The organism is Paenibacillus sp. sgz302164 (assembly GCF_056120505.1).
In genome coordinates this window covers 331,082-353,582 of sequence record NZ_JBVYOL010000006.1, presented here as the reverse complement: position 1 = coordinate 353,582, position 22,501 = coordinate 331,082, and the positions used below count along the sequence as shown (strand labels likewise).

The window sequence follows — 22,501 nt, the reverse complement described above, 5'->3', positions numbered from 1 at the left end:
TTAAGGAGAAGGACCATGAAAACAGGAAAACGTAGCATTTCATTGTGGCTGTGCCTGATGCTTTTGGTCAGCGCGGCCGGCGGCTTTCCCCTGAAAGTTTCGGCGGACGAAACCGCCGCCGCTGTAGGCGGAGCCGGCAGTGCGCCGGCGGTTGTCACGCAAATTGCCGGCGGTAAAGGGTTTACGGTTCTGTTAAAGCAGGACGGGACCGTGTGGACATTAGGTGACAACTTGCGCGGGAAGCTTGGCGGCGGTCTGGAAGGCCGTAAAAATCCGGCTCCCGTGAACGGCTTGACGGACGTCACGGCGATCGCAGCCGGACAGTCGCATACGTTGGCGTTGAAAAAAGACGGCACGGTGTGGGCGTGGGGTCAAAATACGTACGGCCAGCTCGGCAACGGCACGAATGTAGACCAGAACACGCCGGTGCAAATTGCCGGACTACAGCATATTACCGCGATTTCGGCGGGCAACTTTCATTCCGTCGCGCTGCAGGACGATGGCACGGTGTGGACGTGGGGCGACAATACGTACGGCCAGTTGGGCGATTCGACGACCGATTCCAAAAATAAGCCCGTACACATTCAAGGCAATATGACGGGTATCAAGTCGATCGCGAGCGGAGCCTATCACAACCTGGCTATCGACGGCGACGGCGTCGTGTGGGGTTGGGGAGACAATTATTTCGGGGAACTCGGTTACGGTTACGACCAGAACCACCTCAGCACCCCGATCATGGCGACAAGCCAATCCTGGAAAATTACGCAAATCGCCGCAGGTCTCGATTTTTCCCTGGCGGTTAAGGACGACGGGACGTTGCTGACCTGGGGGCTGATGAGCAAAAAAACGAATGCGGTCGTGTATTCCCACGGCAACTCCATCAATTATGACGAGCACAAAATTCCGGTGCTGGTCAACGGCATCCAGGATGTCACGCAAATTTTGGCAGGCACTTCTTTTGCCGCGGCGCTGACCAAAGACGGCACCATGTATACTTGGGGAGACAACAGCGCCGGCCAGCTTGGCACGGGAACCGACGCCGACGGAAAGACCTGGGACCGCACTTTGCCTAATCCCGTGAACGGGATTTCCGATATCGCGCGGATCGGCGTAGGGCCGAATTTCACTTTTGCCATAAGCAAAGACAACAAAGTGATGGCTTGGGGGAACAACAGCTACGGCCAACTGGGCGACGGAACGAACAATAATCAGCCATCTCCGATCGCTACGAACTTGGCCGAAGCGTTAAACCCGGTCATCGCCAAGCCCGGAGAAGGCCCGGTGCTCATTCATAAGCCGCGGTCGTCTCTGCTGGCCGCCGGCGACAGCGATACGTTCGCGATACAAAACAACAGCCTGTACGGCTGGGGTACAAATACGTACGGCCAGTTGGGCAGCGGGACGAACGATTCGTCGCAATCCGCGCAGCATATCGCGCTGCAGGATGCCGTTTCCGTCTCGGCCGGCAATTCCCACACGCTGGCGGTGAAGGCGGACGGGACGCTGTGGAGCTGGGGGCAAAATTATTTCGGCCAGTTGGGCGACGGGACAACGGCGAACCGGAACGCGCCGGCGCAGGTTAGCTCCCTGAGCGGGGTCGTTGCGGCGGCGGCGGGAAGCAATCACTCCATTGCTCTGCTCGGCAACGGGACGGTATGGAGCTTCGGCGACAATACGTACGGCCAGCTTGGGCATGATGCGTCCGCCGCGCCGGCCGCAGTCTCTTCGCTGACCGATATCGTTGCCATCGCCGCGGGCGCGAACTTCAACCTGGCGCTCCAAAACAGCGGTACGATTTGGAGCTGGGGAGACAACACGAACGGTCAACTGGGTGACGGAACGTTCGTCGGCAAGCAGCAGCCGGTGCAAATTACCGGCGTCACCGGCGTCGTCGCGATAGCGGTAGGCAAAAACCACGCGCTCGCGCTGAAAAACGACGGCACCGTATGGGCATGGGGCTACGATGCTTTCGGCCAATTGGGCGACGGCGGTTCGACCAATCAAAATAAGCCGGTTCAGGTTGCGAAGCTGAACCATGCGATAGCCATTGCGGCCGGCGCGTACCACAGCCTGGCGATCAACCAGGACGGCAGCGTCTGGTCCTGGGGCCAAAACAGCTTCGGCCAGCTGGGCGACGGCACGACAAGCAACCGCAGCGAACCCGTGCAGGCCAAAGGAATTGCCGCAGCTTCCGCGATTGCGGGCGGCGGCGGCCACAGCGCGGCGCTGCTGAAAGACGGGTCCGTCTGGACCTGGGGCGGCAATTATTCCGGTCAGTTGGGCGACGGCACGCGGACGAATCGCAGCGCGCCGAATGTCGTTACAGGCCTGACGTCCGCAACATTTAACGATATCGCCGGCCATTGGGCGGAAAAAGAAATTTTGGCCGCGGCCGCAAAAGGCTACGTCGACGGTTACGCCGACGGCAGCTTCGGGCCTGACCGCACCGTCACGAGAGCGGAGTTTCTCAAGCTTGAGGCGGGGGCGCTGCAAGTGACGGCGGCGAACGCCGCCGCAGGTTCGGCCTGGTATCAGCCTTATGTCGATGCGGCGCAAAAATCCGGCCTGCTCCAGGGCGGCGATTTGCAAGCCGGCTGGGACCAGCCGATTACCCGCCGGGAAATCGCAACGCTTGCCGACCGTGCCATCGTAGCGGAATGGCAAAAGCCGAACACGGGCCTGCAGAGCAAAGAAGCGATGCTCAAGGCCGTGCAAACGGGCATTCTGCAAGGGCTTGACAACGGGGACCTCGCTCCTGATGCCGCGACGACGCGGGCGCAAGCCGTGATCGTGCTGGAGCGCATCCAGGCAGTCAAGCAGGGAACGACGCTTCCGACGGACGCTGCTGCGATCAAGCAGGCTGAAGCGGCGGCGAATTGAATATGAAAAAGCCATGAATCGGCCGGTTCCAACCGCCGAATCATGGTTTTTTTGCTTGATATAGGGGCCCTGGGAGAGAGAGGCTCCCTTAAAACGGTGCAGCCGTTCTTGAACGGCTTTGGGAGGGCGCAAACCTTGCCCAGAAACCCGCACGGCTGAGCCGGTCGCGCAATTTGCCTGGTTGCGCAAAGAAAACCAGCGAAAGCCCGGATCTCTTACGCCAGAGGCGGCTACAGCTTGACCATGCGGAGAAAAGCCTGCAAAAGTGCAGTTTTTTGCGCGGTGATACGCTGTCCATGACAAATTCCTGCAAATGTACAGGCTTTTCGCCGCGAACAGGGGCTCAGATTCATTCTCATCGAAAATTCCTGCACAATCGCAGGCTTTTCGCCATAATGAGGTACTTTCATGAAAAAAGCCTGCACTTTCGCAGGTTTTCTGCCTGGTCGCGCGAAGAAAACCTGCGAAAGTCCGGATCTCGTGCGCCAGAGGTGGCTACAGCTTGACCATGCGGAGAAAAGCCTGCAAAAGTACAGTTTTTTGCGCGGTGATACGCTGTCCACGACAAATTCCTGCAAATGTACAGGCTTTTCGCCGCGAACAGGGGCTCAGATCCATTTTCATCGAAAATTCCTGCACAATCGCAGGCTTTTCGCCAAAATGAGGTACTTTCATGAAAAAAGCCTGCACTTTCGCAGGTTTTCCCCTGCCAAGCCCCTTGTCCCTACCACTTCTACGCAGCAACCCGTACAGGAGAGCCTTGGGTTGGGGAAGAGCGGTTGTGCCCCCTGATTTTTGCAAGTTTTTCTGCACGTTAGCCCCCTTTGTCGTGCTCCTCGGCACCGCGAAGAATGAAAACCATCACCGTGAGCGGTAATACGATTAACGCGACAAGCTCCGCGGCGCTGCGGAGAATGAAAGGCGTGGTCGATCGACCGCCGTCAGGCAGCGCAGCACCGCGCGCTGGGAGATGCGTGCAATCACGCGTCCGGCGAGGAAGGCCGCGCTCTCTATGGTGCCGCGACCCTAGCCGTCTGGCCGACTCCGTTTTTTTGCTCGTAACGTCCGGTTACCCAGAAATGCAGGCAGCCGGGCTATCCCTTTTTTTCATCGGTGCTGACTATCGACGTATGAAACGCTATCGCTAAACCGCGGCCGCTCATTTTTGGACGATCTTCATCGGTGCTGACGTTCTTTTGCTGCATGATACGTGCATGCTATGATATAGTTTAAATATTATTCCATTTATCTCAGTAAGCGGAGGACAATCACCTGCAACCGATTTTTGTTATCGACCGACTGCAAAAAAATCATCCGAGCGGAGGGACGACTCCGCTTTTTGCTTCCATTTCGTCCGTCATTGAGCGCGGCGACCGCATTGCGATACAGGGCCCTTCGGGGCAAGGCAAAAGCACCTTGCTCCGCGTGCTGGCAAGATTGGAGCCGGCGGACGGCGGCACGCTTGTTTTGCACGACCAGCCGGCGGACAAATGGAGCCCGAACGACTGGCGCAAAAAAGTTTGCTACGTTCCGCAAATGCCCGTTATGCTGCCGGCTACGGTTGAAGACAATTTGGCCGTCGTCAGCAGGCTGCATCAGCGCGAATTCGACCGGAAGCTTGCCCGGCGATTGATGGAGCAGGCCGGACTCGCGGAGCTGGACTGGACGGCCCATGCGGCCGATTTGTCCGGCGGGCAAAAGCAGCGGCTGCAGCTCATTCGCTCTTTGCTGCTGCGCCCCGACTTCCTGCTGCTCGATGAAGCGACTTCGGCGCTGGACGCGCAGAGCAAGCATGCCGTAGAAGCCATGCTGCTCCAATGGAACGAGCAGGAGGGGGCGGCTTTCGCCTGGGTCACGCACGACGAGGAACAGGCGCGAAGCATAAGCAACCGTTCCTGGCTCCTGGCCGATGGCACAATTGCGGACATTCTCCCGGATGACGGCGTTGCAAGCGCCGATCCGGCTGCCCGGAGGGGGGACGAGCCATGTCCACAATAGCTTTAGGCTTTACGCTCACTTTTGTAGCCATTACAATCGCGCTATCCAGATGGCAAAAGCTCGGCCTGGAAAAAGACATCGCCTGGGGCGCGATTCGCGGCGCTCTGCAGCTGCTTTTTATCGGATACGTGCTGCACTTCGTTTTCCAATCGAACAACATCCTGCTGAACCTGCTGATCATTGCCGTCATGATTGCCATCGCATCGCATAACGCTGGCACCCGCGGCAAAGGGCTGAAGGGCGTCCGCCTGCGGATCGCTATCGCCATCGTCGCGACGGAGACGTTGACTATGGCGCTCATGCTGGGACTGCATATTATTCAACCGACATCCCAATACATCATCCCGATCAGCGGTATGACGGTCGGCAATGCGATGGTCGTATGCGGGCTGTTCCTGAATCATTTGAAGCGGGAAGTGGATTCGTCGCGGGGCGAAATCGAGGCGCTGCTGGCGCTCGGCGCGACGGTCAGGCAAGCGATTCAAAGATCGCTGCGCCGGGCTGTCAAATCGAGCATGATACCTACGATTGACGGTATGAAAACGATCGGCCTCGTGCAGCTGCCGGGCATGATGACCGGTATGATCGTCGCCGGCGCGAACCCTGTAGAAGCGGTGCGCTATCAAATTTTGATCATGCTCGCATTCAGCGCATCCGCGGCCATTACAAGCATTTTGCTGAGCATGCTTACGTACCGTTTGTGGTTTTCAAAAGAAATGGCGCTGATCGCCGACCGGAAATGAACTGACCGCCGCGCCGCCGCTCTAAAAAACTTCCGGCTTTGTTAAAGCGATCGGCCGGATTATCAGAGTGGAGGCATCTGTCATGAAAGTGTTGGAAACAGAGCGGCTGATTCTTCGTCATCAAACCATTGAAGATGCTGCTTTTATTTTTGAGCTTGTGAACGATCCTTCCTGGATCCGGAACATAGGCGATAGAGGCGTGAAAACTATCGATGACGCGCGGGATTATATTTTAAGAGCGGCTCTGGACATGTATGCCCGTCTGGGCTTCGGATTTTATTTGACGGAGCTGAAGAATGGAGGCATCCCGATCGGCATCTGCGGATTGGCGAAAAGGGATTTTATGGAAGACACGGACATTGGATTTGCGTTTCTTCCCAGGTTCTGGGGGAATGGATATGCCTTTGAGGCTGCTTCCGCAGTAATGGGTTATGCACAAAACGAATTAGGCCTAAACCGCATTGTGGCAATTACGTCCGAAGATAATCATGCGTCGGCCAAACTATTGGAAAAGCTGGGGTTGCATTTTGAAGCCGTGATCCCCTATGCAGGTACAGGTGAAAAAGTCTGCTTATTTGCGATTCATGTCTAAAACGGACAGCGGACATCGTACAGCTAAAAAAACGACAAGCCGATTTTGTTAAAAGGGGCTTGTCGTTTTTCATGTTTATAAGAACCTCCGAACGGATTAAATCAGCTTCAATCCGCTGATCAGCACGAGACTGGCGATAATTGTGCGAAGCGCGGTCGTCGGCGCTTTGGCGGAAAGCATGCTGCCGACAATAACTCCCGGAATCGAACCGGCGAGCAGATTAAACACAAGCAAGTAATTGACGTTGCCCATGCTGGCGTGAAGCAGACCGGCAGTCGTCGCCAAAAAAAACGCGTGCGCGATGTCCGTGCCGACCAGAAGGGAAGTGTTCATACGGAAAAAATACAGCATTGCAATAGCATAAAGCGAGCCGGAGCCAATCGAAGTCAGCCCGACGATGAACCCGAACACGGCTCCAAGGGTGATGGTCAGTCCGCGTTTTTCTTCCAGCGGCTTTAGCTGCCAGCGGTTTTCTTTGATTTTATGGCCGAAAAATACTTTGAACAGCGTAGCTACAGCAACGAGAATAAGTACATATCCAAGCGCGTGCTTGATGATGACTTCCTGATTGTGGTAGTAAGACTGAAATACGTGCAAAGACGCTACTGCCACAATGACGCCGGGAATGCTGCCGTAAGCCAAATATTTGACGAGCCGAAAATCGATCGTTTTCTGCCGCCAGTGCTGGATCGTTCCGAAAAGCTTGGTGATGGAATTATAAAGCAGGTCCGTCCCTACCGCAATGGCAGGATTGACGTTGAACATGATCAAAATCGGGGTAAGCAGCGAAGCTCCTCCGACGCCGGTCAAACCAACCAAAAAACCAACCAATAATCCCATCAGTAAGATGCCTATAGTCATGTTATCATGTCCCCATTCGATATCCCACTAATCGCATTGGATTTATTTTATCTATCCACGCGCCGTTTGTAAAGAAAAATTTTATAACTAGTTACAGTATATTGATTATGTTATTATGGGTGAATGTCCATCTTTTGTAGTTATTTTTACAAATTTAAACATGCCGGAGGCTGCACCCAATGAAAAACCGGGTTATGGTTATGGTAAGCATCGTGCTTGCTATGCTCGTATCTTCGATGGATACGACCATTGCCAATACGACGATGCCGATTATCGTCAAAGAAATAGGCGGGGATGAATGGTTTGCATGGGCGTTTACTTCCTATATGATTTTTTCCACGGTGCTGGCCCCTGTCGCAGGCCGTTTGTCGGATTTGTTCGGGCGTAAAAAGATTTTAGCCGTAGGGATCGTCATCTTTTTGGCGGGCTCGGTATTATGCGGTTTCTCGCAGTCGATGCTGCAGCTTGTGCTGTTTCGGGCGATCCAGGGCGTTGGCGCCGGCATTATGACGCCGTTCCCCATGATTATCGCCGGGGATTTGTACACGGTTGAGCAGCGCGGCAAAGTTCAGGCGCTGTTTACCGGGATGTGGGGATTGTCGGCCGTGCTTGCGCCGTTATTGGGCACTTTTTTCGTTACCTATATGAGCTGGCGCTGGATATTTTACATCAATGTTCCTATTTGTATCGTCGCTCTGCTCACTCTGCTGCCCTACAAGGAAGTGTACCAGGCCAAACGTTCGCCGGTTGACTACGCCGGAGCGGTTCTGTTTGCGGCCGGCATCAGTCTGCTGCTGCTCACTACCGCCGTTCAGCATTTTGCCATTGTGTACGGCATCACGGGGCTCATTGTCATGGCTGTTTTTTATACATATGAGAAAAGGCAACAATCTCCGATCGTCCCGCTTCACTTGTTTCGCAACCGTCCCGTGGCGGTTATGATCGTCAGTTCGTTTATTTCCTGCGCGGCGTTGTTCGGAACTTCCAGCTACATTCCGCTGTTTTTGCAGAGGGAAGGCTATTCGCTGTTCGTCAGCGGAATCGCGCTGCTGGGCACTTCGATCGGATGGATGGTCATGGCCGTGCCCGCTGGAAAATGGGTGCTGCGCTTCGGTTACAAACGGCTGCTTGTCATCGGCAATTTGCTGCTCGTGGCAACGGGAGCGATGCTGTTTTTGATGAAAGAAGGAACTTCTTTCTACTATGTATTTGCAGCGATGACCTTGCTTGGCGCGGGGTACGGCATGTTATTCACGGTATCGACGATCGGCTCCCAGCAGTTGGTCGCCGCGCATGAGAAAGGGATTTCCACCTCTTTGCAGCTTTTTGCGCGAAATATCGGGACGGCGGTCAGCGTTACGATCATGGGCGCGATTCTTGCCAAAGCGGCGGGATTTTACAGCGGCATCCACGGGATGTTCCTTTTCGGCTTTATAGCCATCGTCGTCTCGCTGGCAATTCCTTTCGCCATGCGGACGACGGAGGTCGAAAGCGGCGGCTGATTCCGCGGCTTTTCCGACGCGTGCGCTGCCTCGCTGTACGGCGGCCTGCGCGCATCCCCGGCGAGCGGGAAATGACCGCATCGCTCCATCCGGCCTTGGAGACCCTCAGTCGCCAGATGCTTGCTCTCTGGCCATACGCCTAAAACTGCGGGACCTAGAAGTCCGGCGGACAGACTCCCAGACTGTTGAAACCCGCATACCGGGAAGCGGCACATCCGCGTGGTTGGGTGGAGATGGGCTGCAGAAGTCAGGCTGTCCAGAGCCCCCACACGCCAGAGCCGCTCGCACATTCTGCCTGGTTGGGTGGAGGTGGGCTGCAGAAGTCAGGCCGCCCAGAGCCCCACACGCCAGAGCTAGTCGCACAATCTGCTTGGCAGCGCGGAGAAGGGCTGCAAAAGTCAGGCTGTCTAGAGCCCCCGCACGCCAGAGCCGTTCGCACAATCTGTCGGTTACGTGATGAAAACCTGCAAAAGTGCAGTTTTTGCTCAATGGATGCGCCGGCCACGACAAATTCCTGCAATTGTACAGGCTTTTCGCCGCGAACATGGGTTCAGATGCATTTTCATCGAAAATTCCTGCACAATCGCAGGCTTTTCGCCCAAATGAGCCATTTTCAAAGAAAAAGCCTGCACTTTTGCAGGCTTTTTCTGTGCCACGCTGCCGTATCCCCTTCCCACTTGAGTTCCGCAACCCATGCAGGAGCGAAGGGGGGGTGGGGAAGAGCGGCTGTGCCCTGCTTACGCATGTTTTTCCTCTGCCACGCCGCCGTATCCCCCTTCCCACTTGAGTTCCGCATCCCATGCAGGAGCGAAGGGGGTTGGGGAAGAGCGGCTGAGCCCCGACTTTCGCAGGTTTATCGGCTGCCAAGCCGTTTCGCGAGTGGCTCTACCCGTGCATTCCACTGGCTTCCTTTTCGCATCCAAATAATGGTGGATTAAGGGGGCAAAGCTGGCTTGTCTGGACCGGCGATTTTGCAAAAGGACGAGGGGTTCCTGCAAATAAGCGATAGCGGACAAAGCAATTTGTGCCGCTGAAGGGTTTGCGACGGTTTCTTTGGCGCGTTAGCAGGAGTCGCGGAGCAAGCAAAATCCCCCAGTGGCAGCTCGTCCGCAGGGGGCAGAATAGGCTAAGCGCAAGGAAGGGGGACTATGCCCCCTTTCTTTGCGCTTATTTGGCTGCGCCGGTTAACCGCAGCACGAAATCTTTGACGTTCGCGAGGGCCTCCTTGCGGCTGGCCGGGTGCAGCCATGCATCGCCCTGCCGCTCAATCGCGTCGACGATGGCGCTGCCGACAATGACGCCGTCCGCATAACGGGAGACGGCTTCATACTGCTCGGGGCGGGAAATGCCGAACCCGACGGCGGCGGGCAAGCCGCCGGTCTGCTTGACGAGCTGCACGAACGACTCCAGCTCGGTGTGCAGCTCGGAACGCATTCCGGTGACGCCGATGGATGAGACGCAGTATATGAAACCTTTTGCACGCTCGGCGATTTGCTGCACTCGTTCTTTGGAGGTCAGCGCCGCCAAAGGAATGAGATGAATGCCGTATGATTCCGACACCGCCTGCGCCTGGCCGCTCTCTTCAAAAGGGAGATCGGGTATGATGATCCCGCTGATCCCGTGGTCGCGCATCATTCCAAATGCGGCGTCCAAACCCGTTTGCAGAACCGGGTTATAGTAGGTAAACAGCAAAAGCGGAACGGTCAGCCCCCGTTCCTTGGCCAATGCAGCACAAGCCGCAGCGTCGGCCAGCGTCACGTTGCCTGCGAGTGCCCTCTGCGAAGAGCGCTGAATGACCGGGCCGTCGGCCAACGGATCGGAGTACGGGATGCCGAGCTCGATCATGCTGGCTCCGCCATCCTGCAGCGCCAGCAAAATGTCGACCGTTGCGTCCAGACTCGGATCGCCGACCGTGACGAATGGAATAAAAGCGGTGCGCCGTTCCTGGCGCAGCCGGGCAAAAGTCAAATCAATGGGATTCATTCCGGGTGTCCTCCTTGGTACTCAGCTATCGTTTCCACGTCTTTATCGCCTCGGCCGGACAAGCAGACGACCATGATATGGTCCCGGGGCAGCCCGGGCGCCAATTTCACCGCTTGCGCCACGGCGTGCGCGCTCTCCAGGGCGGGAATAATGCCCTCGGTGCGGCACAACAGCAACAGAGCCTCCAAAGCCTCCTGATCCGTAATGGAGCAGTACTGCACCCGGCCGCTTTCCTTCAAAAAAGCATGCTCGGGCCCTACTCCCGGGTAATCCAGCCCGGCGCTGATCGAATGCGCCTCTTTTACCTGACCGTGGCGGTCCTGGAGCACGTAGCTGTAAGACCCCTGGAACACGCCGGGGGTTCCTTTGGATAAAGTCGCGGCATGCGCCTCCGTTTCGAGGCCAAGGCCGCCGGCTTCCACACCGACAAGCGCGACGCCCGCATCATTGCGAAAAGGGTGGAACATGCCGATCGCATTGCTGCCGCCGCCGACGCAGGCGATGACGGTGTCCGGGAGCCGGCCCGCTTTTGCGGCAATTTGCGATTTCGTTTCTTCCCCGATGATTTTTTGAAATTTCCGCACCATCAGCGGATACGGATGCGGTCCCGCCGCAGTGCCGAAAAGCATGAACGTGTCCTCCACATTAGCGACCCAGTAACGCATCGTCTCATTGCCTGCATCCTTCAAAGTGCGGGAGCCGGATGTGACGGGCACAACTTCGGCGCCCAGCATTCGCATGCGGTGCACGTTCAGCTTTTGCCGCTTGATGTCCTCTTCCCCCATGAAAATTTTGCATTCGAGGCCGAGCAGCGCGCAGACGGTGGCGGTAGCGACGCCATGCTGGCCGGCACCTGTTTCCGCGACGATTTTTTTCTTGCCCATTTTTTTGGCGAGCAGCCCCTGACCGATCGTGTTGTTGATTTTGTGGGCTCCGGTGTGATTGAGATCCTCCCTTTTCAGGAAAATGCGCGCACCTCCAAGCTGCTTGCCAAGGCGCTCAGCCTCATAAAGAGGCGTAGGCCTGCCCGAGTAATCGTGCAGCAAATGCTGCATTTCCTGCACAAAATCCGGCTGCTCCGCGTAACGGTTGAAAGCCTGCTCCAGCTCGGTCAGCGCATGCATCAAAGTTTCCGGAACGTATTTGCCGCCGTATTCCCCGAATTTGCCGGGTGCCGCGATATTGCTTGTAATCGCCATTTTGATTCATCCTTTCTATTGGTTGGGGTGGATTTGTGTTGAGTATAAAACGGACTGAACATTAATTCAACGATGAACATTTGTTCAGGATAGAAAACGGAACCAGCAATGTGATAGCATGGGCGTATACCCTAAATTGCCACAATCGGAAGGAACGGTTCGGACATGGCGGACGAAAAAATGCGGCTTTGGGTCAAAGTCAGCACCTTGTATTACATAGACGGTCTGAATCAGCAGGACATAGCGGAAAGACTGGGCATTTCCCGGCCGCAGATCAGCCGGATGTTGAGCGCTGCGAAGGCGGAAGGAATCGTACAGATTACGATTAAAAACCCTTTTTCCGAAGAACAGCAAGTTGAAAAAGAACTGATCGAAGCTTTCGGCATCCACGATGCGCTTGTCGTTCACGTTCCGGGCGCGGACCGGCAGTTATTGGAGCTTCAATTGGCCAGATCCGGCGCAGTGCTGCTGGAAAACGGGCTGAAGGACGGGGACGTCGTAGGCGTGATGGCAGGCAAAACCATAGCCGCTGTTGCCGCTGAAATGCATTACTCGACGCAAAAGCACCTGCAGTTCGTGCCGATCATCGGCGGATGGGGAGCCGCGGGCGCAGACTGGCATGCGAATTCCAATGCGAGAACTTTGGGCGAAAAGCTGAAATCTCGCTACTGGCAGCTCAACGCGCCCGCAATCGTTGCGTCCGGCCAGGCGCGCGACGTGCTGCTTGGCGAGAGCGGGATTTCGCAGGTGCTGGAGCTTGCCGCCCGGGCGGACAGAGCGTTTGTCGGCATCGGGCAGGCAACCGCACAAGCGACGATCGTTCAATCGGGGCATATGGAGCGCAAAGAACTGGAGGAAGTCCGCGCTCTGGGGGCGGTCGCCAATATATGCACTTCTTTTATTAACGAGCGCGGGGAGGCGATCGCCTATCCGGGCGAATCGCGCATGATCGGATTGAGCGCCGCGCTGCTGCGGGGCATCCCGAACATCATCGCCGTGGCGCACGGCGCGGAGAAAGTCCAGGCGATCGCGGCAGCGCTGCGGGGCCGCTGGATCGACACCTTGATAACCGACATGACGACCGCGCAGCAGGTGCTGGACTGGCACCGGTCTCACCCGGTGTGAGACGGTTGAGATGCCTGTTCAGCGGAGATTATGGAGGAGAGCGATGAAGATCAAGGGCGCATGCAAAGGGATCATTTTCGATATGGACAACACCCTGCTCAAGTCCAGCATTGACTTTGCTGCGATGAAGCGGGAAATTGCCGGCTATTTGACGAGCCGGAACGTGCTTCCTGCGGACTTTCCCGTCGAGCGGCACACTTCATCGACGATCATCGAGCAGGCCGGAGAGCTTGGCATGACGGACGGCATGTACGAGGAAGTGATGCGGATTGCCTCACGTCATGAAACGGCCGGAATGGAGGGCGCCGGGCTTGAAGCGGGGGCCGCCGAGCTGCTGCTAGCGTTGCATGGCGGGTACGTCATGACGATCGTCACGAACAACTCCTTGGCGGCTGCGGTCAAAGCGCTGGAAACTACCGGCATTGCCCATTTGTTCGACCTCATTGTCGGCCGGGAACAGATGAAGGCCATGAAGCCGTCGCCTTCGGGTTTTATTTATGCCATGCGGCAATTTCCGCAGCTGTCGGCGGATGAATGGATAGCGGTCGGCGACTCATGGATTGACGCCAAAGCCGCCATGGATGCGAACGTTCCGTTTATCGGGTACAAGACCGACCGTCGGCAAATGGCAGACAAAGGAGTGCGGCCGGCGGCGGAAATTACCGACATCCGGCAGGTGCTGGATTACGTCTAAAAGGAGAAATAACAAATGCTGATAAATATCAAATCAAGATTGCAAGATAGCGAAATTCAGGAGCTCCTCGGCTACAGCACGTTTCCGGACCCGGATGCGTTGGAACAAGCGATAGAGTCTTACAAAACCGATGCGGAGCTGCAACTGTACGGATACGAGTCGGAGGGGTATTTGGTGGGGCTGATCGGCTTCCGCATGAGCGAGGACAACGAGCTGACGATCGTCCACCTTGCCGTTAAACCGGACAGCAGAGGAGCGGGCTTCGGACGCGGACAAATTCTTGAAGTGATTGAGCTTATGAAACCGGACCGAATCATTGCCGAAACGGACGAAGAGGCGGTTGAATTTTACAGAAGCATTGGATTCGTAATTGCCAGCCTTGGCGAAAAGTATCCTGGTGTGGAGCGCTTCATTTGCACGTACGATACGGAGGAAAACGAGGATTGAACTCCCCGCGTTGAAGATGCCCGGCTGCCGCATTGGCAGGCTTAACCGCCTCCAATTGCCCGGCCGGGAATTTTTTGTTTTCGGGCAGGATTTTTCCGTTTTGGTCAGAAGGAAATCGGGGATGGCGTCTTCTTACGGGGATGCCGCGACTTAGGAGTCTGTCCGATGAACTGAGTAGACCCGCCAGACTCCAAGACAAGCAAATTTGTTTTTCCAGATCAGGGCAGTCCTCAAAAAGCCTGCAAAAGTACATCTTTTTTCCCCCCCAGTACGCTTGCTACGGGAAAAGCCTGCAAATCTGCAGGCTTTTCGCTAAATCGCAGGGCTCAACCCCTTCATGGCGGATAATTCCTGCACAATTGCAGGCTTTTCCAAAAACGAACCGTTTTCATCGAAAAAGCCTGTACTTTCGCAGGTTTTCCGGCCAGGAGTCTGTCCGATGAACCGCGTTGAAGGTATACATGATGCAGCGTAAGCGGCAGCATGCAGTCATGAGCACAAAAGCATCTCCGCCCGCCAGACTCCCAGACCGGAAAAACGTGTGTCATCACTGAAGTAAGCTTGCATATATTGATGAGGAATAGGATTATCGTCATGTATATGTGTAAGCGATATCACTCAATCGTATAAGTGACAAATTTCACAAATGCATCTTGGAGTCTGTCCGGTGAACTCAGTAGAAGGTACATATGCGAAATGACAGGTTGTAGTGCAGCATGGGCGGCATATATGCAGTCATGATTCACCCCGGTATGCGCAAAAGTAACTTTGCCCGCCAGACTCCATGGAGCGATTGCGACTGCGACTGCGTGGAAAAGCTTCGTTACAGAACAGGAGGATGCAGGATGCTGCATATTGTTGTGTGTATCAAGCAGGTGCCCGACAGCCGGGAAATCCGGATTGATCCCAAAAATAACACATTGATCCGCCAAGGGGTCCCGAGTATTGTCAATTTTTATGACATGCACGGTTTGGAAGAGGCGCTGCGCATCAAAGATCAGCATGGCGCCAAAGTAACGGTCATTACGATGGGGCCGCCTCCGGCGGAAAAGGGACTAAAGGAATGCATCTCGCTCGGCGCGGATGAAGCGGTTTTGGTTACAGACCGCGGCTTTGCCGGGGCGGACACGCTGGCTACGTCTTATGTGGTCGCGGCGGCGATCCGCAAAATCGAACAAACCTGGGGCAAGGCGGACATCGTTTTTTGCGGAAAGCAGACGCTCGACGGAGATACCGGCCAAGTCGGACCGGGGGTCGCCTGCAGGCTTGATTTGGAGCAGCTGACTTATGTGAACAAAGTGGTGCAGGTAAATGAGCAGCGGCGAAAAGTGACCGTCCACCGGCTGCTGGAGGACGGCGTGGAGGTCGTGGAGACAAGCATGCCGGTTCTGATAACGGCGCTCAAAGAGCTGAACAAGGTGCGCAGAGCTTCAATGCCGGGAATGATTCGCGCCGCCCGCTATAAGCCTGTTGTCTGGACGACGGCGGATTTTCCCGATTTGGAACGGGCCAAAATCGGTCTGAAGGGCTCGCCGACGATTGTCGCCAAAACGTGGGTACCGGAAGCAAGGGCGGTGAACGCGCAGATGATCGCTTGGGACACGCCGGAAGCTGCGGCCGCCCGATTGGCTGACCGGTTGTGGGAAGCGGATTTGCCGGGCCGTCTGGGCTGGACGTCTTGAGCGCGCACGAATAACGATGAGAAGGAGAGTGAACTCATGGCGAAAGAGCAAGCGGACGGTCAAAGGGAAAGGGACGAAACGATGCCGGACTGGTCGGCCTATCGCGGGGTGCTGATCGTGGTGGAGCAGCGGGACGGCGAAGCGAAAAAGGTGTCCTGGCAGCTGCTCGGCGAAGGCCGCAAGCTGGCTGCCAAGCTGGACGTGCCGCTCATGGCGCTCGTCATCGGCGAGCAGGTGGCGCACCTCGCCGAGGAAGCCGTGCATTACGGCGCGGACCGGGTTTATTTATGCGAAGCCCCCGAGCTTCGCGCGTACAGAACCCGGCCTTACAGCCGGGTATGCCTGAAGCTGATCGAGGAGGCGAAGCCCGAGATCGTGCTGTTCGGCGCGACGGCGACGGGCCGCGACCTGGCGGGCGCGATTGCGACGCACCTGCCGACGGGGCTGACGGCGGACACGACGGAGCTCGACGTCGAGCCGCCGCCGTCGAGGCTGCTGCTGGCGAGCCGCCCGGCTTTTTCCGAGAAGATGATGGCCACCATCCTCTGCAAGCAGTACCGGCCGCAAATGGCTACGGCGCGCGCCGGGGTGTTTCAGGCGCTGCCGAAGGACGTACAGCGCCAGGGCGAGATCGTGCGCATCGAGTGCGCGATGCGCGAGGAAGAGATTGCCGCGCAGGTGCTCGACTTCCTGCGCGACAGCGGGGGCGTTAATCTCGAGGAAGCCGAGATTATCGTCAGCGGCGGCCGCGGGCTGGGCGGGCCTGAGGCTTTTGCGCTGCTCCGCGAGCTGGCGGATGCGCTCGGCGGCGTCGTCGGAGCATCCCGCGCGGCGGTCGATGCGGGATGGATCAAGCACGAGCATCAGGTCGGCCAGACCGGCGCGACCGTGAGGCCGAAGCTTTATTTTGCCGTCGGGATCTCCGGCGCTGTGCAGCATACGGTCGGCATGGGAAATTCGGAAATTGTCGTGGCGATCAACAAAGACGACAAGGCGCCCATTTTCCAGTTCGCGCATTATGGCATTGTCGGCGATTTGTTCAAAATCGTGCCCGCCATAACGGAAGAGGTCCGCAAGCGGCGAACGTTGTTCGGAGCGCCCCTGACGGATCGGACGGCGGCCCCGGCCGCATCCAAGCCGTCATCCGGGACGCCTTCCGGGAGTTTTGAGCGTGAAAGGAGCGAATCGCGATGAACGAAAAGTTTGACGCTATCGTCGTCGGCGGAGGGCCGGCCGGTGCGGCGGCGGCGCTGACGATGGCGCGGGCGGGGCTGTCCGTCGTGCTGCTGGAGCGGGGAGAATTTCCCGGAGCCAAAAATATTTTTGGCGGCGTGCTGTACCGCAAGCAGATCGAAGAGCTCGTCCCCGAATTTTGGAAAGAAAAAAATTTCCCGATGGAACGCTACATTGTGGAGCAGCGCATCTGGATGATGGGCAAGGAATCGATGGTCACTTTCGGGCACCGGAACGAGGCGTATAAGGAGCCTTTCAACTGTTTTACGGGGCTGCGCGTCAAGTTCGATCAATGGTTTGCGGAAAAAGCGGTCGCAGCGGGGGCTCTGCCGATCTACGAGACCGTAGCTCTCGATGTCATCCGGGAAGGCGACAAGGTGGTCGGCGTGCGCACGGACCGCGAGGACGGCGATTTGTACGCCGATGTCGTCGTCATCGCCGATGGCGTCAATTCGCTGCTGGGCAAAGCGATGGGCATCCACCGGGAATGGCAGCCTGACGAAGTGTCGCTGGCGGTTAAGGAAGTGATCGCCCTGCCCAAAGAGAAAATCGAGGACCGTTTCGGCCTCGAAGGTGATGAAGGCGTGACGATTGAGTTCATGGGAGAAACTTCGCTCGGTATGGCGGGCATGGGCTTTTTGTACACGAACAAGGAAACGATTTCGCTTGGCGTCGGAGTGATGGTGAACCACCTGCGGGACAAAAAAGTGAAGCCGTACGCGATTCTCGATGCCGTCAAGCAGCACCCGATGATCCGCAAGCTGATCCAGGGCGGGGAGACGAAAGAGTACTCGGGCCATTTGATCCCGGAGGGCGGCTTCCATTCGATTCCTCCGCTTTCGGGCAGCGGCTGGTGCGTCTGCGGGGACGCCGCGCAGTTGATCAATTTCGTGCACCGCGAAGGCACGAATCTGGCGATGACGTCCGGGCGTCTGGCCGGCGAGGCCATTATCGAAGCCCGGGCGCGCGGCAATTTCTCGGCCGCTTCGCTTCAGGCGTACGACCGAAAAATCCGCGAATCGTTCATTCACAAAGATTTGAAAAAGTACAGGGGCATGCACCACTTCCTCAAGGAACAGGACCCCGAGCTCCTGTTCGACAAGCTGCCGAGAGCTTTGAACGAGGCCGCTTACAATATGTTTCTCATTGACGGCGTCTCCAAGGCGGATAAGCAGAAAATGGCCGCCGGCCTGATCAAAGGCGCAGCCGGAGGGACGCTGAATTTAATGAAGCTCGGACTTAAGGGATGGAGGGCGATGAACGGATGAGCGGAAGCGACGTTGCGGAGAAGCTTTTTACGATTCGTTACAAATGCGATACCCAGTCCCATTTGATCATCAAGGAAAAACAGACCTGCATCAGCTGCACGACCAAAGATTGCAACTATTTTTGCCCGTCCGACGTGTATGAATGGGATAAAAAACAAAAGGTGACGACTGTCGCCTTCGAAAACTGCATCGAATGCGGCACGTGCCGGATTGCCTGCCCTTCGAACAATATCGAATGGGTGTATCCGAAGGGCGGGTACGGGATCACGTACAAATTCGGCTGAACGGCCCGCGAACGGGGAAGTGCAAAAACGCTGAGCGGTCACGAGCCGGGAAGTGCGCCTAGCAATCCACGAGGCTGCGAAAAAAAGGCTGGGCAGCTTACGAGCCGGGAAGTGCGCCCCGCACAACCCGCGACCCGCGAAAAAAAAGCTGAGGCGCAGCCTTCGGGCAACAACACGCAATTTGCGCAAGGCAAAAGGCGTGTTGTTGTTTGTTTTTGCGGGTTTTGGCATTGGCACGATTCTCTACAGCCCGCCAAAACCTGCAAAAGTGGGAGAAATTCTCTATGAAACAGCCAGCAATTGTCAGGCTGTTGAGTAAGTCGCGACTCTCTGTGAACGCTAGGGGAAAGAGTGTGACTGATTTGGGGAACAGCCGCTTTATCTGGGCACCCGCCTCTCCCGGTGTAGGTCGTGGGACTGCACGACTGGGCAAAAATCAGCTTGCTAAGGAAAAAAACTGCGAAAGTGCAGTTTTTTTCTCTTAAATTGGCTTGTTTTGGCGAAAAGCCTGCAAAAGCGCAGGAATTTTCGCCGAAAGTGAGTAATGAGTCTATGTGTTTGGTGAAAAGCCTGCACTTTTGCAGGAATTGTTCGTGGCTAGCGGATCGCGGGCACAAATTCATGTATTTTTGCAGGTTTTCTTCGTACAGCTTGGCAGATTGTGGCTACCGATTCTGACGCGGGGGGCTTTTCAAGCGTGGTAGCTTCCTGACGGTTCGTTCAGCACCCAATCGAGCAGATCGATCATGTCCGCCAATCGGTCGGTCTGCGTTTGAAGAGACTCCGCTTCAGCGGGCGACGCCGCTTGCTCCAGGCGCGACTGCAGTGATTGCCGCTGCAGCAGCAGCTCGTTTTTTTTGCGTTTCAGTTGGTTTTCGGTTCTCATGTGCGCACCTCGCATCGTTGAATGTATCTTTCCTATCATACTTGCTTTTGCAGTGATCCGCTATCCCGATTATGGTATCGTAGAAGTTAGCCGCTAGGAGTCTGGCGGGCGGAGTTACTTTTGTGCTACCAGGTAAATAATGACTGCATATATTGCCGCTTACGCTGCATAATTGCTGTCATTTTGCAGATACATACCTTCTACGTGGTTCTTCGGACAGACTCCTAGTCGGACTAGCGCTTAGAGAGGGGACCGATAATGAAACTACAGGGAATCAATCACTTGCTTTTTTCCGTATCCGATCTGGATTGCTCCATCCGTTTCTACGAACAGGTATTCGGGGCGAAGCTGCTGGTCAAAGGACGAAAGCTGGCTTATTTTGATTTGGACGGCCTTTGGCTGGCTTTGAACGTCGAGGAAGATATTCCCAGGAATGAAATCCACCAATCTTACACGCACATGGCTTTTACGATCAGCGAAGAAGATTACGAGGCCCATTGGGAACGCTTGACCCGGCTGGGCGTGAACGTGCTGTCCGGAAGAGCGAGAAGCGAGCGGGACCGTTTGTCGATATATTTTACCGACCCTGACGGGCATAAATTTGAGTTTCATACGGGAACTTTGCAGGACAGGCTCAGCTATTACCGCGACGAGAAAAGCCACATGATCTTTTATGAAGATTGAAAAGCTGCCTTTTCGCACCGCGTGCAGCTCCCAGCGCGCGGTGTTACGCTGCATGACGGCGGTCGGTTGAACGCGATACGGGCTTACAAAGATGGAAACACCGGCTCTCGCCGAAAAGAAATTGTTCCACCACAGTGGTACACAATCCGAAATTCGGGGGATTATGGGAGAATATGCTCGGTTGATGGATGGCATGGTGATCGGTAAAGTTGGACGTGATGCCTTTATCAATTTCATCAAGTACGAAAGCTGGGTAAGCGCGCGTTTCTCTGTACATGCTATTTTTACCGGCGCCAATACAAATTTCATTGTCGCCACCACGAACTATAACGCGGACAACGAGGTCCTGACTGCCTACGCGGGCAATTGGAACTGCGATGAGGCGGCGAAAGACGCCTCTCTGGTGCACAGCAAGATAGTCTGATTTGTCCCTGAGCAAGCCGACTAGCTACCGTGGCTGCAAAAGTAAACAGCACCACAATCCCTAAGGTTGTGATGCTGCTTTTACTCTTTACTTTTGATCGCCGCCTAAACTGGCGCCTTTGGCAAATAACCGCATGATGTTTTGTTCAACCGTTGGATCCGGTATTAATGGCGGTGCTTGGTGCGGTTTAATTCGGGCATCAATCACAACATTATCGCAAGCCCAATGCTTATTCTCATAATAACTATTCACGCCATAAATATCATGTGAAGGATTGCTGCGCGTAAAGGTAGCCCAAAGAAAATTGTCAATTGCGGCGCTCATAAACTGGCTGTCATCGCAGACGATGATCATTGGACAAGCAGGGAGCGGGCCCTTTGCTCCAATAGCCTCGCATAAATCTTTCATTTCAACCTGCGACTCGCCGTAACTTTTAAATTCAGAAAGCTGAATCGTGACAATTCCCGGCATCACCAAACGCGCATGTTGGACCCCCGGTATTTCGTTGAAAATGCCAGGAACCTCTAAGCATAAATCCCTTTTTTTATCTCCGACTGCTGCGAACACAACCTTACTGCCGCTATTTAAGCCCGGACCTGAGTAATCTAGTGTGTCTATGGTCGTATTGGTATAAAAATGAAGATCCCGATGTAGGTCAATTCGAGCCAAAATATAGGTTAAGAAATGCTCCACATCATGTGAATTGAGTGGCTGGCTCTCTTCTGCTGTGATGAATAAATACTTGGCTAAGCTAACTTGTCCCGTCCCTAAAATTCGGTTAGCTATCGTGAGCAGCTCAGCAGGTTGTTTGACTTGTTGATAGGGCGTGTAACGTTCGCTGCCAATCGCAAAAAGTAAGGGGTGTACGCCCGCAGCATCTACGGCATGAACTTCTTTGACACCTGGAATTTCTTGCTTGATCGCGTCACCTGTCAGTTCGTGAATTAATGCGCCGAATGCCGTATCCTCTTGAGGCGGCCTGCCAACGACAGTAAATGGAAAGATTGCATTCTTCTTGGCATATACTTTGTGCACTCTCACGAGGGGAAAAGGATGCGTAAGGCTGTAATAGCCCAAATGATCGCCGAAAGGGCCCTCCGGCTTGGTTTCGCCAGGATATATTTCTCCTGTGATAACAAAATCAGCATCATGACTAATACAATAGCCATCGATATAGCTGTAGCGGAAGCGGCGCCCTGAGAGCAAGCCTGCAAAGGTAATCTCACTCATGCCTTCGGGCAAGGGCATAACCGCTGACAACGTATGCGCCGGCGGCCCGCCAATAAAACAGCTTACTTTTAAAGGGGCTCCTAGCTTGGTTGCCTTTGCCTGGTGGACTCCGATGCCGCGATGAATCTGATAATGCATGCCGATCTCTTTATTTAATTCATACTCGTTCCCTGTTAATTGAATCCGATACATCCCCAGATTGGAATTCATAATTCCAGGTTTCTCTGGATCTTCCGAATACACTTGAGGCAGGGTGACGAATGCACCGCCGTCCTCTGGCCAGTGCTTGATGAGAGGGAGGTCGGCAATGCTGATTTCCTCAAAATCAGCCGGCAGGCCACCGGATATTTTGATTGGCAGGGCTTTCCATGCAGCGAGTCCCGTACCGATATGTTTAAGGGGGCTTTTCATTGCTTTCATGGGATCGCTTCGCAAAGAGATTACGTTTTGCACGCCTTCCCAAGTATCTCGAAATATATATTTGCTGCGCTCCACTGTACCAAAAATGTTGGATACCGCCCTAAACTTCGAACCTTTTACATTCTCGAATAATAAGGCCGGACCACCCGCTTCATGTACTTTCATATGTATGGCAGCCATTTCAAGCTCAGGATCAACTTCTTCATGAATGCGAATCAAATGTCCGTTCTTTTCTAAATCAACTAAGCATTCTTCTAAATTTTGATAGATCATTATTTTGCTCCAATCGGATAGCTATTCCCCAAAAGGCCTATGTAATAATGTCATTCTACAACAAATATCGCCAAATACAAAAACACGTCACAT

The 22,501-nt window shown here is 55.2% G+C and carries 21 protein-coding genes; 14 read left to right on the top strand and 7 right to left on the bottom strand.

Features of this window, described 5'->3' with window-relative positions; genetic code table 11:
- Positions 1–15 precede the first annotated feature (15 nt).
- On the top strand, positions 16–2,880 hold the full coding sequence (locus AC0LWT_RS12870; protein WP_474681646.1) for an RCC1 domain-containing protein: 2,865 nt from the start codon (positions 16–18) through the stop codon (positions 2,878–2,880).
- 495 nt (positions 2,881–3,375) lie between these two features.
- Here AC0LWT_RS12870 and AC0LWT_RS12865 read toward each other — a convergent pair whose 3' ends face one another.
- Positions 3,376–3,693 carry a hypothetical protein gene (locus tag AC0LWT_RS12865; protein WP_474681645.1) on the bottom strand — a complete coding sequence of 106 codons (318 nt, stop codon included), beginning with the start codon at positions 3,691–3,693 and terminating at the stop codon, positions 3,376–3,378.
- Positions 3,694–4,152: 459 nt separating this feature from the next.
- On the opposite strand from AC0LWT_RS12865, the gene AC0LWT_RS12860 reads away from it, so the two are divergent.
- The 3 genes from AC0LWT_RS12860 to AC0LWT_RS12850 all read left to right on the top strand — a co-directional run bounded on the left by AC0LWT_RS12860 (position 4,153) and on the right by AC0LWT_RS12850 (position 6,213).
- On the top strand, positions 4,153–4,878 hold the full coding sequence (locus AC0LWT_RS12860; RefSeq protein WP_474681688.1) for an ABC transporter ATP-binding protein: 726 nt from the start codon (positions 4,153–4,155) through the stop codon (positions 4,876–4,878).
- Complete coding sequence (locus AC0LWT_RS12855; protein WP_474681644.1) at positions 4,866–5,621, top strand: ABC transporter permease; 756 nt, start codon at positions 4,866–4,868, stop codon at positions 5,619–5,621. Before AC0LWT_RS12860 ends, AC0LWT_RS12855 begins: the two co-directional genes overlap by 13 nt.
- Before the next feature lie 82 nt (positions 5,622–5,703).
- Complete coding sequence (locus AC0LWT_RS12850; RefSeq protein ID WP_474681643.1) at positions 5,704–6,213, top strand: GNAT family N-acetyltransferase; 510 nt, start codon at positions 5,704–5,706, stop codon at positions 6,211–6,213.
- Positions 6,214–6,309: 96 nt separating this feature from the next.
- Here the strand turns inward: AC0LWT_RS12850 and AC0LWT_RS12845 are convergent, their stop codons facing one another.
- Entirely contained in the window at positions 6,310–7,074 is a 765-nt protein-coding gene (locus tag AC0LWT_RS12845) for a sulfite exporter TauE/SafE family protein (protein ID WP_474681642.1), read from the bottom strand.
- 179 nt (positions 7,075–7,253) lie between these two features.
- On the opposite strand from AC0LWT_RS12845, the gene AC0LWT_RS12840 reads away from it, so the two are divergent.
- A complete protein-coding gene (locus tag AC0LWT_RS12840) occupies positions 7,254–8,576 on the top strand; it encodes an MFS transporter (RefSeq protein ID WP_474681641.1) in 1,323 nt (440 codons plus the stop codon).
- A 485-nt stretch (positions 8,577–9,061) separates the two neighbouring features.
- Here AC0LWT_RS12840 and AC0LWT_RS12835 read toward each other — a convergent pair whose 3' ends face one another.
- The 3 genes from AC0LWT_RS12835 to trpB form a co-directional block, all read right to left on the bottom strand.
- A complete protein-coding gene (locus AC0LWT_RS12835; protein ID WP_474681640.1) occupies positions 9,062–9,232 on the bottom strand; it encodes a hypothetical protein in 171 nt (56 codons plus the stop codon).
- A 511-nt stretch (positions 9,233–9,743) separates the two neighbouring features.
- Entirely contained in the window at positions 9,744–10,559 is an 816-nt protein-coding gene (trpA, locus tag AC0LWT_RS12830) for a tryptophan synthase subunit alpha (RefSeq protein ID WP_474681639.1), read from the bottom strand.
- Entirely contained in the window at positions 10,556–11,758 is a 1,203-nt protein-coding gene (trpB, locus tag AC0LWT_RS12825) for a tryptophan synthase subunit beta (protein WP_474681638.1), read from the bottom strand. Before trpB ends, trpA begins: the two co-directional genes overlap by 4 nt.
- Before the next feature lie 165 nt (positions 11,759–11,923).
- Between trpB and AC0LWT_RS12820 the strand changes: the two genes are divergently transcribed.
- The 7 genes from AC0LWT_RS12820 (at position 11,924) to AC0LWT_RS12790 (ending at position 18,491) form a co-directional block, all read left to right on the top strand.
- Entirely contained in the window at positions 11,924–12,883 is a 960-nt protein-coding gene (locus AC0LWT_RS12820; RefSeq protein ID WP_474681637.1) for a sugar-binding transcriptional regulator, read from the top strand.
- A 43-nt stretch (positions 12,884–12,926) separates the two neighbouring features.
- On the top strand, positions 12,927–13,577 hold the full coding sequence (locus tag AC0LWT_RS12815; RefSeq protein WP_474681636.1) for an HAD family hydrolase: 651 nt from the start codon (positions 12,927–12,929) through the stop codon (positions 13,575–13,577).
- A 15-nt stretch (positions 13,578–13,592) separates the two neighbouring features.
- Positions 13,593–14,024 carry a GNAT family N-acetyltransferase gene (locus AC0LWT_RS12810; protein WP_474681635.1) on the top strand — a complete coding sequence of 144 codons (432 nt, stop codon included), beginning with the start codon at positions 13,593–13,595 and terminating at the stop codon, positions 14,022–14,024.
- Between the two features lie 845 nt (positions 14,025–14,869).
- Positions 14,870–15,706, top strand: coding sequence for an electron transfer flavoprotein subunit beta/FixA family protein (locus AC0LWT_RS12805; protein ID WP_474681634.1), 837 nt, complete (start codon positions 14,870–14,872; stop codon positions 15,704–15,706).
- Positions 15,707–15,742: 36 nt separating this feature from the next.
- Positions 15,743–16,900 (top strand): electron transfer flavoprotein subunit alpha/FixB family protein, encoded by a 1,158-nt coding sequence (locus AC0LWT_RS12800; protein ID WP_474681633.1) that lies wholly within the window; start codon positions 15,743–15,745, stop codon positions 16,898–16,900.
- A complete protein-coding gene (locus AC0LWT_RS12795; protein ID WP_474681632.1) occupies positions 16,897–18,207 on the top strand; it encodes an FAD-dependent oxidoreductase in 1,311 nt (436 codons plus the stop codon). Before AC0LWT_RS12800 ends, AC0LWT_RS12795 begins: the two co-directional genes overlap by 4 nt.
- A complete protein-coding gene (locus AC0LWT_RS12790; protein ID WP_474681631.1) occupies positions 18,204–18,491 on the top strand; it encodes a ferredoxin family protein in 288 nt (95 codons plus the stop codon). Before AC0LWT_RS12795 ends, AC0LWT_RS12790 begins: the two co-directional genes overlap by 4 nt.
- Before the next feature lie 691 nt (positions 18,492–19,182).
- Here the strand turns inward: AC0LWT_RS12790 and AC0LWT_RS12785 are convergent.
- Positions 19,183–19,377: a hypothetical protein gene (locus AC0LWT_RS12785; protein WP_474681630.1), complete on the bottom strand. Its 195-nt coding sequence runs from the start codon at positions 19,375–19,377 to the stop codon at positions 19,183–19,185.
- A gap of 258 nt (positions 19,378–19,635) precedes the next feature.
- Here AC0LWT_RS12785 and fosB point away from each other — a divergent pair, with 258 nt between their 5' ends.
- On the top strand, positions 19,636–20,061 hold the full coding sequence (gene fosB, locus AC0LWT_RS12780; RefSeq protein WP_474681629.1) for a metallothiol transferase FosB: 426 nt from the start codon (positions 19,636–19,638) through the stop codon (positions 20,059–20,061).
- A gap of 91 nt (positions 20,062–20,152) precedes the next feature.
- A complete protein-coding gene (locus AC0LWT_RS12775; protein WP_474681628.1) occupies positions 20,153–20,485 on the top strand; it encodes a hypothetical protein in 333 nt (110 codons plus the stop codon).
- An 87-nt stretch (positions 20,486–20,572) separates the two neighbouring features.
- Here AC0LWT_RS12775 and AC0LWT_RS12770 read toward each other — a convergent pair whose 3' ends face one another.
- Positions 20,573–22,408: a UbiD family decarboxylase gene (locus AC0LWT_RS12770; RefSeq protein WP_474681627.1), complete on the bottom strand. Its 1,836-nt coding sequence runs from the start codon at positions 22,406–22,408 to the stop codon at positions 20,573–20,575.
- Positions 22,409–22,501: the final 93 nt, after the last annotated feature.

Excerpts from the sequence above, each read along its gene's own strand:
- AC0LWT_RS12870 (WP_474681646.1), top strand. The coding sequence starts at position 16 with ATGAAAACAGGAAAACGTAGCATTTCATTGTGGCTGTGCCTGATGCTT.
- AC0LWT_RS12855 (WP_474681644.1), top strand. The coding sequence starts at position 4,866 with ATGTCCACAATAGCTTTAGGCTTTACGCTCACTTTTGTAGCCATTACA.
- AC0LWT_RS12850 (WP_474681643.1), top strand. The coding sequence starts at position 5,704 with ATGAAAGTGTTGGAAACAGAGCGGCTGATTCTTCGTCATCAAACCATT.
- AC0LWT_RS12845 (WP_474681642.1), bottom strand. The coding sequence starts at position 7,074 with ATGACTATAGGCATCTTACTGATGGGATTATTGGTTGGTTTTTTGGTT.
- AC0LWT_RS12840 (WP_474681641.1), top strand. The coding sequence starts at position 7,254 with ATGAAAAACCGGGTTATGGTTATGGTAAGCATCGTGCTTGCTATGCTC.
- trpA (WP_474681639.1), bottom strand. The coding sequence starts at position 10,559 with ATGAATCCCATTGATTTGACTTTTGCCCGGCTGCGCCAGGAACGGCGC.
- trpB (WP_474681638.1), bottom strand. The coding sequence starts at position 11,758 with ATGGCGATTACAAGCAATATCGCGGCACCCGGCAAATTCGGGGAATAC.
- AC0LWT_RS12820 (WP_474681637.1), top strand. The coding sequence starts at position 11,924 with ATGGCGGACGAAAAAATGCGGCTTTGGGTCAAAGTCAGCACCTTGTAT.
- AC0LWT_RS12815 (WP_474681636.1), top strand. The coding sequence starts at position 12,927 with ATGAAGATCAAGGGCGCATGCAAAGGGATCATTTTCGATATGGACAAC.
- AC0LWT_RS12810 (WP_474681635.1), top strand. The coding sequence starts at position 13,593 with ATGCTGATAAATATCAAATCAAGATTGCAAGATAGCGAAATTCAGGAG.
- AC0LWT_RS12805 (WP_474681634.1), top strand. The coding sequence starts at position 14,870 with ATGCTGCATATTGTTGTGTGTATCAAGCAGGTGCCCGACAGCCGGGAA.
- AC0LWT_RS12800 (WP_474681633.1), top strand. The coding sequence starts at position 15,743 with ATGGCGAAAGAGCAAGCGGACGGTCAAAGGGAAAGGGACGAAACGATG.
- AC0LWT_RS12795 (WP_474681632.1), top strand. The coding sequence starts at position 16,897 with ATGAACGAAAAGTTTGACGCTATCGTCGTCGGCGGAGGGCCGGCCGGT.
- AC0LWT_RS12790 (WP_474681631.1), top strand. The coding sequence starts at position 18,204 with ATGAGCGGAAGCGACGTTGCGGAGAAGCTTTTTACGATTCGTTACAAA.
- AC0LWT_RS12785 (WP_474681630.1), bottom strand. The coding sequence starts at position 19,377 with ATGAGAACCGAAAACCAACTGAAACGCAAAAAAAACGAGCTGCTGCTG.
- fosB (WP_474681629.1), top strand. The coding sequence starts at position 19,636 with ATGAAACTACAGGGAATCAATCACTTGCTTTTTTCCGTATCCGATCTG.
- AC0LWT_RS12775 (WP_474681628.1), top strand. The coding sequence starts at position 20,153 with ATGGAAACACCGGCTCTCGCCGAAAAGAAATTGTTCCACCACAGTGGT.
- AC0LWT_RS12770 (WP_474681627.1), bottom strand. The coding sequence starts at position 22,408 with ATGATCTATCAAAATTTAGAAGAATGCTTAGTTGATTTAGAAAAGAAC.